The 12,811-nt window shown below is 66.2% G+C and carries 11 protein-coding genes; 6 read left to right on the top strand and 5 right to left on the bottom strand.

Translation table 11 applies throughout. The features are described from left to right. The first annotated feature begins 27 nt into the window (after positions 1-27). A complete protein-coding gene (locus HBE64_RS18715) occupies positions 28-1,140 on the top strand; it encodes a glycosyltransferase (RefSeq protein WP_167105484.1) in 1,113 nt (370 codons plus the stop codon). Positions 1,141-1,143: 3 nt separating this feature from the next. On the opposite strand, the gene HBE64_RS18720 is transcribed toward HBE64_RS18715, so the two are convergent. Next, a complete protein-coding gene (locus tag HBE64_RS18720) occupies positions 1,144-1,698 on the bottom strand; it encodes a YdcF family protein (protein WP_167105487.1) in 555 nt (184 codons plus the stop codon). 43 nt (positions 1,699-1,741) lie between these two features. Here HBE64_RS18720 and HBE64_RS18725 point away from each other — a divergent pair, with 43 nt between their 5' ends. After that, on the top strand, positions 1,742-3,001 hold the full coding sequence (locus HBE64_RS18725; protein ID WP_167105490.1) for a primosomal protein: 1,260 nt from the start codon (positions 1,742-1,744) through the stop codon (positions 2,999-3,001). Positions 3,002-3,015: 14 nt separating this feature from the next. On the opposite strand, the gene HBE64_RS18730 is transcribed toward HBE64_RS18725, so the two are convergent. The 4 genes from HBE64_RS18730 to HBE64_RS18745 form a co-directional block, all read right to left on the bottom strand. Beyond that, on the bottom strand, positions 3,016-6,273 hold the full coding sequence (locus tag HBE64_RS18730) for an RND family transporter (RefSeq protein ID WP_167105495.1): 3,258 nt from the start codon (positions 6,271-6,273) through the stop codon (positions 3,016-3,018). A gap of 108 nt (positions 6,274-6,381) precedes the next feature. Beyond that, a complete protein-coding gene (locus tag HBE64_RS18735; RefSeq protein WP_167105498.1) occupies positions 6,382-7,470 on the bottom strand; it encodes an adenosine deaminase in 1,089 nt (362 codons plus the stop codon). Further along, positions 7,470-8,831, bottom strand: coding sequence for a thymidine phosphorylase (locus HBE64_RS18740; RefSeq protein WP_167105501.1), 1,362 nt, complete (start codon positions 8,829-8,831; stop codon positions 7,470-7,472). Before HBE64_RS18740 ends, HBE64_RS18735 begins: the two co-directional genes overlap by 1 nt. Beyond that, the gene (locus tag HBE64_RS18745) at positions 8,828-9,241 is read right to left on the bottom strand and encodes a cytidine deaminase (protein ID WP_167105503.1); all 414 of its coding nucleotides are present in this window, start codon (positions 9,239-9,241) and stop codon (positions 8,828-8,830) included. The genes HBE64_RS18740 and HBE64_RS18745 overlap by 4 nt, the downstream gene beginning before the upstream one ends. 147 nt (positions 9,242-9,388) lie before the next feature. Between HBE64_RS18745 and sdhC the strand changes: the two genes are divergently transcribed. From sdhC to HBE64_RS18765, 4 genes are read left to right on the top strand one after another with little or no spacing between them, the layout of a single operon-like run. Beyond that, entirely contained in the window at positions 9,389-9,808 is a 420-nt protein-coding gene (gene sdhC / locus HBE64_RS18750; protein ID WP_167105506.1) for a succinate dehydrogenase, cytochrome b556 subunit, read from the top strand. Next, a complete protein-coding gene (locus HBE64_RS18755; RefSeq protein WP_167105509.1) occupies positions 9,805-10,266 on the top strand; it encodes a succinate dehydrogenase hydrophobic membrane anchor subunit in 462 nt (153 codons plus the stop codon). Before sdhC ends, HBE64_RS18755 begins: the two co-directional genes overlap by 4 nt. A gap of 10 nt (positions 10,267-10,276) precedes the next feature. Further along, entirely contained in the window at positions 10,277-12,031 is a 1,755-nt protein-coding gene (gene sdhA, locus HBE64_RS18760) for a succinate dehydrogenase flavoprotein subunit (RefSeq protein ID WP_167105512.1), read from the top strand. 1 nt (position 12,032) lies between these two features. Then, positions 12,033-12,809, top strand: coding sequence for a succinate dehydrogenase iron-sulfur subunit (locus HBE64_RS18765; protein WP_167105515.1), 777 nt, complete (start codon positions 12,033-12,035; stop codon positions 12,807-12,809). The last annotated feature ends 2 nt before the right edge of the window (positions 12,810-12,811 follow it).

A 12,811-nucleotide genomic window follows, 5' to 3' on the forward strand; every position in this document is an offset into this window, starting at 1 on the left:
TGGTTCCGGGCAGGCTAGGCTTAGCCGGTGAACAGCGCACCGACGATCGCGATCGTCCATGAGCGCCTGACAGAGTTTGCCGGTTCCGAGCAGGTGGTCGAACAGCTCGCCGCCGAATGGCCGTCGGCGCGAATCCACGTGCCGATCGCCGCCCCGGGTTCCGACCGTGGCGCGATGCAGGGCCGCGCCGCGGTCACCCCGGCCGATCGGGTGCACCGGCTCATCGGCCGCCGATCCCACGCCGTGCTTTTACCCTCGTTCATACCGGCCTTCAAGCACATGGACTTCGGTGACGTCGACGCCGTCGTCATCAGTCACCATTCCGCCGCCCTGTCCGCCGTCCACGCCACCACTGACCGGCCGACGGTGGCCTATGTGCATTCGCCGGCCCGCTGGGCGTGGGACCCCGCGATGCGTGAGGGTGAGGCATCGGGGTTCGCTGGGCGCACCGCGTTGACCGGATTAGCCGCCCTTATCCGCCGTGCAGAGGCACAGGCGGCACCGAAGCTCACCCAGATTGTGGCGAACTCGTCCGAAGTTGCGGCGCGGATCCGCCGATGGTGGGGGCGCGACGCCGCCGTCGTACATCCGCCCGTCAACACCGACCTGTTCACCCCCGACGACACCGGCGAGCGCGAGGACTTCTTCTTACTCGCCGGTCGGCTGGTGCCTTACAAGCGGCCAGATCTGGCCATCGCCGCAGCGAATGCCGCCGGGGTTCCGCTGGTGGTCGCCGGGGAGGGACGCAGGCTGGCGGAATGCCAGGCCGTCGCCGGACCGAAGACCATATTCCTGGGCCGGGTGTCCGACGAGGAGATGCTGAGACTGCAACGGCGGGCCCGCGCACTGCTGATGCCTGGCATCGAGGACTTCGGCATCGTGCCGGTGGAGTCGATGGCGTGCGGCACGCCGGTGATCGCGACCGGAGCCGGCGGAGCCTTGGACTCGGTGGTGCCGGGCCTGAGCGGCCAGTTGGTCGAGCCGGGAACCGATCGTCAGATCGTCGCCGGTTTCACCGAAGCGCTGCGCACGTTCGATGGCACCCAGTTCGACAGCAAGCAGGTGCGCAAACATGCTGAGCAGTTCTCGCACGCCCGGTTCCGCGAGCAGATGCGCGCGGTGGTCGACTCAGTGCTGTGATTTTCAGCACCCCACCAGCAGGGCCTTGCCCAAGGCGAAGTACTGGTAGGTGTAGGTCACGACCCAGCGCGGCAGCGAGTAGTCGTAGGTCCTCGGCACCGGCGCCATCGTGACCGTTCCGCCGAAGCACTGGTCGAAGATGTAGCGGGCCCGGACCATGTGGAAGTTCCACGACACCACGATCACGTGAGTCCAGTTGCGTTCCTTGGCAAGTCGCGCCGTGAACATCGCCTCACCGCGAGTGGTGTACGGGTCCGGGCGAAAGCACACGACCGTGATCGTCGCGGTGCCCGACGCGCAGGCCTGGGCGAACTCCGCGCTGGCTTGCGGGTCGTTCTCGTAGGAGTTGGACAGCACGACGGTGCTTGCGTAACCCTGCTTCGCCAGGCTCAGCCCGTACTGCAGGCGGCCGTCGTTCTCGCCGCCGAGGACGACGATCGCGTCGGCCTTGACCAGCGGATCGGCATGCGACCGGGTGAACAGGAAGTACCCGGCGATGCCGGGCGCGATGACGAGAGCCACCGCTACCACAGCCAACACGCGACGCAGTCTGGCCACGGGGGCAGGTTACCGGTCAGGGAGCGTCGTTAGGCTGTGCGGCATGTCTGCTGAGCTCGTTCCGGTCCGCTTGAGCGTGACCGCCGGTGACCTGTACACCCTGTGGGCGCCCCGCTGGCGCGACGCCGGCGACGAGTGGGAGGCGTTCCTGGGCAAAGACGACGATCTCTACGCCTTCGAGTCAGTGGCCGACCTGGCCGCCTTCGTGCGGACCAACACCGACAACGACCTGACCGACCATCCCGCGTGGGAGGCCCTGACCACGGCCAACGCCCACAAGCTCAACCCCGGCCCCTCGGGCGTAGCCGACCTCATCGCGGTCGAGGAGCTGCTGGCCGACAAGCCCACCGAGGAGTCGGTGACCGCGTTGACGAACACGCTGGCCGTGGTGTCGTCGATCGGCTCGGTCTGCGAGCTGCCCGCGGTGACCCGGTTCTTCAACGGCAATCCCAACCTGGGTCTGGTCTCCGGCGGCATCGAGCAGTTCACCGGCAAGTCCGGGCTGAAGCGCTGGAGCGTCATCGGTGACATCGTGGCGCGCGGTTGGGACGGTGTACTGGCGGCCGTCGACGAGGTGATCGCGACGCCCGAGGTCGACGAGAAGGCCTCGAAGCTGGCCGCCGAGGAACTCGAGGAACCATACGAGGAGGAAGAGGTCGAAGAACTCGACGACGCCGACGCCTCCGACGAGGAGGCCGAGGATTCTGAAGCCGCGGCCGTGGTCGCACCGGCGCACAAGGTAGTGCTCGGCAGCGACGAGGAGTTCTGGGCCGAGGTTGGCATCGACCCCGTGCGCATCATGACCGGCTCGGGCACGCTCTACACGTTGCGCTGCTACTTCGACGACCGGCCGATCTTCCTGGGCCGCAACGGCCGCATCAGTGTGTTCCCCTCGGAGCGGACGCTGGCCCGCTACCTGGCCGACGAACATGACCACGACCTGTCCGATCTGAGCACCTACGACGACATCCGCACCGCGGCCACCGACGGCTCGCTGCGGGTGGAGGTCACCGACGACAACATCTACGTGCTGACCGGACTGGTGGACGACATCGCCGACGGGCCCGACGCGATCGATCGTGACCAGCTCGACCTGGCCGTGGAGTTGCTGCGCGATATCGGCGACTACTCCGAAGAGGACACCGTCGACCGGCTGCTGGCCGACGACAAGCCGCTGGGCAGGTTGTTCAACCACGTGCTCGAGCCCGACGAGAACCCGCGCCCCGGCCCGCCATATGCGGCAGCGGTGAAAGACTGGGAAGAGATCGAGCGGTTCGTGGAGTCGCGGCTGCGCCCCGAGTGAGGCGTGGCCCGTTTCTAGCGGGCCGGGTTGCCGTCGGTCTCGGTGATCGCGATGCGCTCAGGGAGACAGGGATATTCGCCGGTCGGCTGCGGGAAGTCCTCGAGGACTGACTCGAGCACCTCGGCGGCGGCGAGCTCACACTCCTCGGGCATCTCCTCGATATCACCGTCGCGTTCCAGCAGGGCGACGCCTCCCCCGCCCGCCACCGCGGCAGCTGCGGCGGCTTTGGCGGCTTTGGCGGCGGCCTTCTTCTTCTCCTGATACCTGACGCTGGGCGGCTTGGACGGCCACCAGTTCTTCTCACCGACCAAGACGGCCATCGCGGGCACGGTGAGGGTTCGCACGACGAAGGTGTCCAGCAGCAGGCCGACACCGATCACGAAGCCCATCTGCACCGCGGTCAGGATGCTGCTGAAGGTGAAGGCGAGCATGGAGGCCGCGAAGATCAGGCCGGCGGAGGTGATGACGCCGCCGGTGGCGCCCACGGTACGGATCACCGCCGAGCGCACACCGTACTTCGCTTCGTCCCGGATGCGGGATATCAGCAGCAGGTTGTAGTCGGCACCGACGGCGACAAGAACCATGAAGGCCATGCCCGGCACACCCCAGGACAGACCCTGACCAAGGATGAACTGAAACACGATGACGCCGATACCGAGTGCCGCGGCGTACGAAATGACCACCGAGGCAACGAGATACAACGGAGCGACGAGTGCGCGCAGCACCACGACGAGGATCACGAACACCACAGACAGAGTCATGATCATGATGAAGCGGAAGTCCCAGTTGTAATAGGAGCGCAGGTCGGCGTTGACCGCCGAGAGCCCCACCATCGAGATCTTGGCGTCGGCGAGTGTGGTGTTGGGCCGGGAGTCGTTGGCGATCCGCAGGATGTCGTGGATCTGGTTCATCGCCTCGGCGCTGAACGGGTTGTAAGCCGTCTGCACCAGGTAGCGGGCCGAGTGACCGTCGTCGGAGATGAAGATCTTGGCGGCCTTCTTGAACTCCTCCTGCGACAGAATCTGCGGCGGAATGTAGAAGCCCGACATCGGCGGGTCAGCCGCCTCGCGCTTCATCGCAAGCAGGAAGGCCGAGGCCTGGTCCAGACCGTTGCCCAGGTTTCGGGTCTGGTCGACGAGCAGTTGGACACCCATCGCCAGCTGACGGCTCGAGTCGGCCAGCAGATTGGCGCCGTCGACAGTCTCGTTGAGCTTCTTCTCCACCCCGCCGGGCTCACCGACACCGAGCGCGCGGGCGGCGGCGGTGGCCCGCTGGATGTTCTTGCTCAGACCGCTCACCAGGTCGTCGAGCTTCTGATTGCCCTCGGTGGCCTGCAGTTGGCGGCCGATGTCGGCGATGGCGGCGAACGCCTCGGAGTTGCTCGCGTCGACGATCTTCTGCAGATCGGCCCGGGAGTTCACGCACGCCGGGTCGCCGTCACAGACCGGACTTTGGTTGAGCGCGTTGAGCATTGGCTGCGCCCATCCGGTGACGTCGGTGATCTGGGTCATGTTCAGCCCCAGCGCGTCGCCGAGGGACCGCATGTTCTTCATCAGCGCGGCGGTCTTGTCGATCTGGTCAAGTGTGGTTGTGCCACCGACCTTTTGCGACATGGCATCGAGTGCGGAGGCCAGGCTGCGGACACTGGCCAGCGACCCGACGAGCTGATTGCGGATCTGGTCCAGGACGTCGGCCATCTTGTCGGCGCCGCCGGTGAGCAGCGACAGTTTGTCATCGTTGCTCGAGATCAGATTGGAGGCATCGCCGAGCTTGGTACCGACCTCACCGGCCTGCCAGGTGGCCTTGGCCTGCTCGAGCATCTGCCCGGTGGGCCGGGTGATGCCGCGGATCATGTCGATGTTGGGCAGCTGGGAGATCCGCTGGGCCATCTGTTCCATGTCGGCCAGCGCCTTGGGGGTACGCAGGTCGGTGTTGGGCGATTGGATGAACAGGAACTGCTGCAGGGTGCTGCTGATCGGGAAGTGCTTGTCCATCACTTCGTAGGCCCGGTTACTCGCTGAATCGGGCGGCAGGTTCTTGCGGTCGTCGTAATTGAAGTTGGTCAGCAGGGCGCAGGCGGCCAGGCCGAGCAGGATGACGAGGCTGGTCGTCAGCAGCGCGCGCGGCCTGCGCACGATCATCACCGCCGAGCGCTTCCAGAACTTTCCGGTGAGGTCGCGTTTGCGGGGCTTGATCCAGCCACGGCGCCCGGCGATCACGATGAACGCGGGCAGCAGGGTGATGGCGCCCAGGAAGCCGATGGCGATGGTGACGGTCATGGCCGGACCCACCGTGGCGAACACCGCGAGCTTGGTGAACGACATGCCCAGGAAGGTCAGAGCGACGGTTCCCGCCGAGCCGGCGATGACTTCACCGATGGAGTGCAGGGCGTCGACGAGGGCGTCATCTGAGGAGACGCCGGTCTTCATGATCTCCTGATATCGACTGAACAGGAAGACGGCATAGTCGATGCCGGCACCCATGATCATGCCGGTCATGATCATGATGGTCTGGGAGCCGATGGCCAGCCCGTGCTCACCGAGGATGGCCACCAACTGCTGGGCGACGACCAGCGAGATGCCGATGGTCAGCAGCGGCATGACCATGGCCACGAAACTTCGATAAACCAGGATGAGAATGCCGAAGACCATGATCACCGTGGCACCCTCGATCATGTGCTGATCGTTGACACCGATCTGGTTCATGTCTTCCATCGTCGCGGAGCCACCGACCACGTTGACCTGCAGCGATGAGCCGGCCGTCGCCTCCTTGACGGTCTTGAGGACCTCGCGGTAGGCCTCCTGGCCCGTCGGGGTGCCCATGGTCCCGGACATGCTGACCGGAAGGTTCCACGCCTTCTGGTCCTTGCTCGTCATGACCTCGCGCAGCTCCGGGGTGTTGATGAAGTCCTGAACGGACGACACCTTCGGGTTTTCCTTGAGCTTGGCGACGAGATTGCGGTAGGTGGCCTCCTGTTCGGGGCCCAGACCCGCGTCGTTGCTGAGGATGATCGCAGCGAAGTTACTGGTGTCGGCTTCCTTGAATGCCTCCTGCATCTGTTTGCCCGCGACGAGCACGGGCGCGGTCTTGGGAAGGAAGTCCGGGGAGTTCCTGGCGGCCACCGTGAACAGGGGGGTGACGAACGTCAGCAGTGCCACGGCAGCAGCAACCCACGCCACGATCACAAGGACCGGATGGCGGACGATGAACCGGCCCAGCATCGTGAAGACGTTGTGCGGGAACACGCGCTTGAGTGCGGCGCGTATGGGCATCAGACAAAGGTACCTGGAGTAGTAGCCAAGGACGGCATCACCGCAGCTCAGCTATGGTAACGAATGGTGCTCAATTGCGCGAGTGCCCGGTGCGAAGCCACCGCCGTTCTAGCCTATCAGCACCGCGTAGCGGGGCTTGATCACCTCGTCGATGATCGCCAGCCGTTCGTCGAAGTGCAGAAACGCTGACTTCATCGCGTTGATGGTGAACCGTTCGAGGTCACTCCATCCGTAGCCGAAGGCCTCGACCAGGCGGAACATCTCCTGGCTCATGGTGGTGTCGCTCATCAGCCGGTTGTCGGTGTTGACGGTGACCCGGAATCGCAGCCTTGCCAGCAGGTCGAAGGGGTGGCTGGCGATGCTGTCCACCGCCCCGGTCTGCACGTTGGAACTCGGGCACATCTCCAGCGGGATCCGCTTGTCCCGAAGGATCGCCGCCAGCGGGCCCAGCACCGCGGTCCCGTCGAGTGCCACTTCGATGTCGTCGACGATGCGCACCCCGTGCCCGAGCCGGTCGGCCCCGCAGAACGCCAGCGCCTCCTGAATGGACGGCAGGCCGAATGCCTCCCCCGCATGAATAGTGAAGCGCGCATTGTTGGCGCGCATGTATTCGAAGGCATCCAGATGCCGGGTGGGCGGATACCCGGCCTCGGCACCGGCGATGTCGAAGCCGACCACACCCTTGTCGCGGAACCGCACGGCCAGCTCCGCGATCTCGCGCGACCGCGCCGCATGCCGCATCGCGGTCACCAGACAGCGCACCACGATCGGGTGTCCTCCGGCGGCCGCCGCCTTCTCCCCGTCGGCGAATCCGGCCAGCACGGCGTCGACGACGTCGTCGAGTGACAGGCCGCCGTCGATGTGCAATTCGGGGGCGAACCGCACCTCGGCGTAGACGACGTTGTCGGCGGCCAGGTCCTCCACACACTCGAAGGCGACCCGGTGCAACGCCTCCGGCGTCTGCATGACGGCCACGGTGTGGGCGAACGGTTCGAGGTAGCGCACCAGTGAGCCGCTGTGCGCGGCGGTGCGGAAGAACGTCGCAAGGGCGGCTTCGTCGGTGGCGGGCAGCCCGTCGTATCCGATCTGGCCGGCGATGTCGAGGACGGTCGAGGGCCGCAGCCCGCCGTCGAGGTGGTCATGCAGCAGGGCCTTGGGTGCCTGGCCGATCATGTCCAGGGTCAGCGGTGTGGTCATCAGACGATCCGATCGATGATCAGGGGGCGAGGCTGCACCGGCGGGCAGGAGCGCAGCGACCCGGGGATGGACACAGTGGCATCGATGCTCCAGCCGCCGTCCAGTTCGGCCAGCGCTCCGGGGAAGCGGTCCGGGGTGTCGGTGTAGAGCGTGAATAGCGGCTCACCTGCGATGACCGGCTCACCCGGCCTGCGGTGGATGCGCATCCCGGCCCCGGATTGCACGCGCTCCCCCGCGCTGGCACGGCCTGCGCCGAGCCGCCACACTGCCAGCCCCACCGCCATCGCGTCGATATCCCCCATTGTGCCGCCCGTGGGTGCCGTCACGGTTTCGGAATGGGCACCGATCGGTAGCGGGGCGTCGACATCGCCGCCCTGGGCGGCCACGAGTGCCCGGAACCGGTCCATCGCGGTGCCGTCGCGCAAGGTCTGCGCCGGATCGCACCGGTCGACCCCGGCCAGCTCGAGCATCTCCGCGGCCAGCCGGATCGTCAGCTCCACCACATCGGCGGGCCCGCCACCAGCCAGCACCTCCAGCGACTCGGCGACCTCCAGCGCATTGCCGACCGTACGGCCCAGCGGGACATTCATATCGGTGAGTAGCGCCCGGGTCGGCACCCCGTGGGCGCGGCCCAGTTCCACCATGGTGGCCGCCAGCTCGCGCGACTCGGCTTCGGTCTTCAGGAAGGCGCCGCGGCCGACCTTGACGTCGAGCACCAGCGAGTCGGCACCCTCGGCGAGCTTCTTGCTCATCACCGAGCTGGCGATCAACGGCAGCGACTCCGTGGTGCCGGTGACATCGCGCAGGGCATAGATCTTGCGGTCGGCGGGGGCCAGCTCACCGGCGGCGAAGATAGCCGCGCCGACCTCGGACAGTTGTTGGCGCACTTGGGCATTGGAGATCTCGGCGGTGAACCCGGGTATGGATTCCAGCTTGTCCAGCGTGCCGCCGGTGTGCCCGAGCCCGCGACCGGCAGCCTGGGGAACGGCCGCCCCGCAGGCGGCGACTACCGGAACCAGCGGGATGGTGATCTTGTCGCCGACACCGCCGGTGGAGTGTTTGTCGACCGTCGGCAGGCGTTTGCCGTCGCGGCGCAGATCGCTGAAGTCCAGCCGCACACCCGAGGCGATCATCGCCGATGTCCAGCGGGCGATCTCGGCGCGGTCCATACCCTTCAGGAAGATCGCCATCAGAAGGGCCGACATCTGTTCGTCGGCCACCCGCCCGTGGGTGTAGCCGTCGATCACCCAGTCGATGGCGGCGTCGGAGAGCCGGCCGCCGTCGCGCTTGGTGCGGATGACCGTCGGAGCGTCGAACTGGCGCGACGCCGGGTCGGGCGCGTCGAATGTGAACTGGGTCACGGCTTTTCCCGCCGGACGCGGTCGAGGTCGTCGGGCCCGAACGCGTCGGGCAGCAATTCGGCCAGGCTCCGCGGTCGGTCGACGTGGTCGACCAGTAATTCCGGCCCGCCGTGCTCCAGAAGTAGCTGTCGGCAGCGCCCGCACGGCATCAGTGCGGCGCCGGTGGCATCGACCACCGCGATGGCCACCAACCGGCCCCCACCACCGGAAATAAGGGCGCAGACCACCGCACACTCGGCACAGAGACCTACGCCATATGAGACATTCTCCACATTGCAGCCCACGACAACCCGACCATCGTCGACCAGGGCGGCAGCACCCACCGGGAACTGCGAATAGGGCGCGTAGGCATGCTCTGACACAGCAATTGCTTTCTGCTGCAATACTTTCCAGTCGATAGCCGTCGTCATGCTCGCCTCGTCACCACCGTTTCTGAATGCATTCCGAGCTGCTCATCGCAGCCGGCCCCGGAGGACTTCAGTCACCACAACGTAATTCTTCGGACCCTATGAACGGAGTTAGAGTCCAATAGTGACAGGCCCAGCGTTGGAGGCGTGATGAGTACCGCGTCAACAGTGCCTGCCCCTCGCGAGAAATCCGCGGGGCGGCGGCGCACCCTCTACCGAGGCGACCCCGGTATGTGGTCGTGGGTGTTGCACCGGATCACCGGCGCCACCGTGTTCTTCTTTCTGTTCGTCCACGTCCTGGATACCGCCCTGGTGCGGGTCAGTCCGCAGGCCTACAACTCCGTCGTCGAGACCTACAAGACGCCGATCATCGGCCTGATGGAGATCGGCCTGGTGGCCGCGGTGCTCTACCACGCGCTCAACGGCGTCCGGATCATCCTGATCGACTTCTGGTGGAAGGGTCCCCGCTACCAACGCCAGATGCTGTGGGCCGTCGCGGGACTGTGGCTGCTGGTGATGGTGCCCTCGCTGGTGATCATCGGCATGCACATGGCGGAGCGGTTCCTGTGAGCGCGCCCGAAAGCCGGCTCGGGCCGCCGGCCCCGATCCTGGAACGCAACCACGACCGGCCGGCCGGGCTGGACAACCCGCGCGCCCCGCGCCGCCGCAGCGGCATGCCCAACTTCGAGAAGTACGCCTGGCTGTTCATGCGTTTCTCCGGGGTGGTGCTGATCTTCCTTGCCCTCGGTCACCTGTTCATCGGGTTGATGTGGGACGGCGGGGTATACCGCATCGACTTCAACTATGTCGCGCAGCGCTGGGCCTCCCCGTTCTGGCAGACGTGGGACCTGCTGCTGTTGTGGCTGGCCCAGCTGCACGGCGGCAACGGCATGCGCACGATCATCTCCGACTACGCACGCAAGGACTCCACCAAGTTCTGGCTGAATTCGCTGCTGGTGGTTTCGATGCTCATCGTCTTGGTGGTGGGCACCTACGTTCTGCTGACTTTCGACCCGAACATCTCCTAGGGGCGGTCACATGATTACCGAACATCGTTACGACGTCGTCATCGTCGGTGCCGGCGGTGCCGGAATGCGCGCGGCCGTCGAAGCCGGCCCGCGGGTTCGCACCGCGGTGCTGACCAAGCTGTACCCGACGCGCAGCCACACCGGCGCTGCCCAGGGCGGCATGTGCGCGGCACTGGCCAACGTCGAAGAAGACAACTGGGAGTGGCACACCTTCGACACCGTCAAGGGCGGCGACTACCTCGCCGACCAGGACGCGGTCGAGATCATGTGCAAAGAGGCCATCGACGCGGTCTACGACCTCGAGAAGATGGGGATGCCGTTCAACCGCACCCCCGAGGGCCGTATCGACCAGCGCCGGTTCGGCGGGCACACCCGCGACCACGGCAAAGCGCCGGTGCGCCGGGCCTGCTATGCCGCCGACCGCACCGGCCACATGATCCTGCAGACGCTGTACCAAAACTGCGTCAAGCACGACGTCGAGTTCTTCAACGAGTTCTACGCGCTGGACATCGCGCTCACCGAGACCCCGAGTGGCCCGGTGGCCACCGGCGTCATCGCCTACGAACTGGCCACCGGTGACATCCACGTCTTCCACGCCAAGGCCATCGTGTTCGCCACCGGCGGCTCGGGCCGGATGTACAAGACCACCTCGAACGCCCACACGCTGACCGGCGACGGGCTGGGCATTGTGTTCCGCAAGGGACTTCCGTTGGAGGACATGGAGTTTCACCAGTTCCATCCGACCGGACTGGCGGGGTTGGGCATCCTCATCTCCGAGGCGGTGCGCGGCGAGGGCGGCCGGCTGCTCAACGGCGAGGGTGAGCGCTTCATGGAGCGCTACGCCCCGACCATCGTCGACCTGGCACCGCGCGACATCGTCGCCCGCTCCATGGTTCTCGAGGTGCTCGAAGGCCGCGGGGCCGGGCCGCACAAGGACTACGTCTACATCGACGTGCGCCACCTCGGCGAGGACGTGCTCGAGGCCAAACTGCCCGACATCACCGAGTTCGCCCGCACCTACCTCGGTGTGGACCCGGTGACCGAGCTGGTGCCGGTCTACCCCACCTGCCACTACGTGATGGGCGGCATTCCGACCAACGTCAACGGTCAGGTACTGCGCGACAACACCAACGTGGTTCCCGGCCTGTACGCAGCCGGTGAATGCGCATGTGTGTCGGTGCACGGCGCCAACCGGCTGGGCACCAACTCGCTACTCGACATCAACGTCTTCGGCCGCCGCGCCGGGATCGCGGCCGCCAACTACGCACTGAACCACGACTTCGTCGACCTGCCGTCGGCGCCGGCGGGCATGGTCGTCGACTGGGTGGGCAACATCCTCTCCGAGCACGGCAACGAGCGGGTCGCCGACATCCGCACCGAACTGCAACAGTCGATGGACAACAACGCCGCGGTGTTCCGCACCGAGGAGACCCTCAAGCAGGCGATGACCGACATCCACGCGCTCAAGGAGCGCTACGCCCGAATCTCGGTGCACGACAAGGGGAAGCGTTACAACAGCGACCTCCTGGAGGCCATCGAGCTGGGCTTCCTGCTGGAGCTGGCCGAGGTCACCGTGGCCGGCGCACTCAACCGCAAGGAATCCCGCGGCGGCCATGCCCGCGAGGACTACCCCAACCGCGACGACACCAACTACATGCGTCACACCATGGCCTACAAGGAAGGCAGCGAGCTGCTCAGCGACATCCGGCTGGACTACAAGCCGGTGGTGCAGACCCGCTACGAGCCGATGGAGCGGAAGTACTGACATGACGATTGCGCCAGAGGTCGACACCCGCGAACCCGCCTTGCCGCCCATCCCGGACGGCGCGGTGATGGTGACGCTGAAGATCGCCCGGTTCAATCCCGAGGATCCGGATGCCGCCGGATTCCAGAGCTTCCGGGTGCCATGCCTGCCCAGCGACCGGCTGCTGAACCTGCTGATCTACGTCAAGAGCTACCTGGACGGCACGCTGACGTTCCGCCGGTCGTGCGCGCACGGCGTGTGCGGATCGGATGCGATGCGGATCAACGGCGTCAATCGGCTGGCCTGCAAGGTGCTGATGCGCGATCTGCTGCCCAAGAAGGACAAGCCGCTCACGATCACCATCGAGCCGATTCGCGGGCTGCCCGTGGAGAAGGACCTCGTGGTCAACATGGAGCCGTTCTTCGACGCCTACCGCGCGGTCAAGCCGTACCTGATGACCTCGGGCAATTCGCCCACCCGCGAACGCATTCAGAGCCCGACCGACCGGGCCCGCTACGACGACACCACCAAGTGCATCCTGTGCGCGTGCTGCACGACGAGCTGCCCGGTGTTCTGGAACGAGGGCTCGTACTTCGGCCCAGCGGCGATCGTCAACGCCCACCGGTTCATTTTCGACAGCCGCGACGAGGGTGCCGCCGAGCGGCTGGAGATCCTCAACGAAGTCGACGGGGTGTGGCGCTGCCGCACCACCTTCAACTGCACCGAAGCATGTCCGCGCGGCATCGAGGTCACCAAGGCGATCCAGGAGGTCAAGCGCGCGCTGATGTTCGCGCGCTGACA

Origin of the sequence: Mycobacterium sp. DL592, from assembly GCF_011694515.1 — a bacterium.
Classification (GTDB): domain Bacteria; phylum Actinomycetota; class Actinomycetes; order Mycobacteriales; family Mycobacteriaceae; genus Mycobacterium.

Coding starts and splice junctions, on each gene's coding strand:
- HBE64_RS18725 (WP_167105490.1), top strand. CDS start 1,742: ATGTCTGCTGAGCTCGTTCCGGTCCGCTTGAGCGTGACCGCCGGTGAC.
- HBE64_RS18730 (WP_167105495.1), bottom strand. CDS start 6,273: ATGCCCATACGCGCCGCACTCAAGCGCGTGTTCCCGCACAACGTCTTC.
- HBE64_RS18735 (WP_167105498.1), bottom strand. CDS start 7,470: ATGACCACACCGCTGACCCTGGACATGATCGGCCAGGCACCCAAGGCC.
- HBE64_RS18745 (WP_167105503.1), bottom strand. CDS start 9,241: ATGACGACGGCTATCGACTGGAAAGTATTGCAGCAGAAAGCAATTGCT.
- sdhC (WP_167105506.1), top strand. CDS start 9,389: ATGAGTACCGCGTCAACAGTGCCTGCCCCTCGCGAGAAATCCGCGGGG.
- sdhA (WP_167105512.1), top strand. CDS start 10,277: ATGATTACCGAACATCGTTACGACGTCGTCATCGTCGGTGCCGGCGGT.
- HBE64_RS18765 (WP_167105515.1), top strand. CDS start 12,033: ATGACGATTGCGCCAGAGGTCGACACCCGCGAACCCGCCTTGCCGCCC.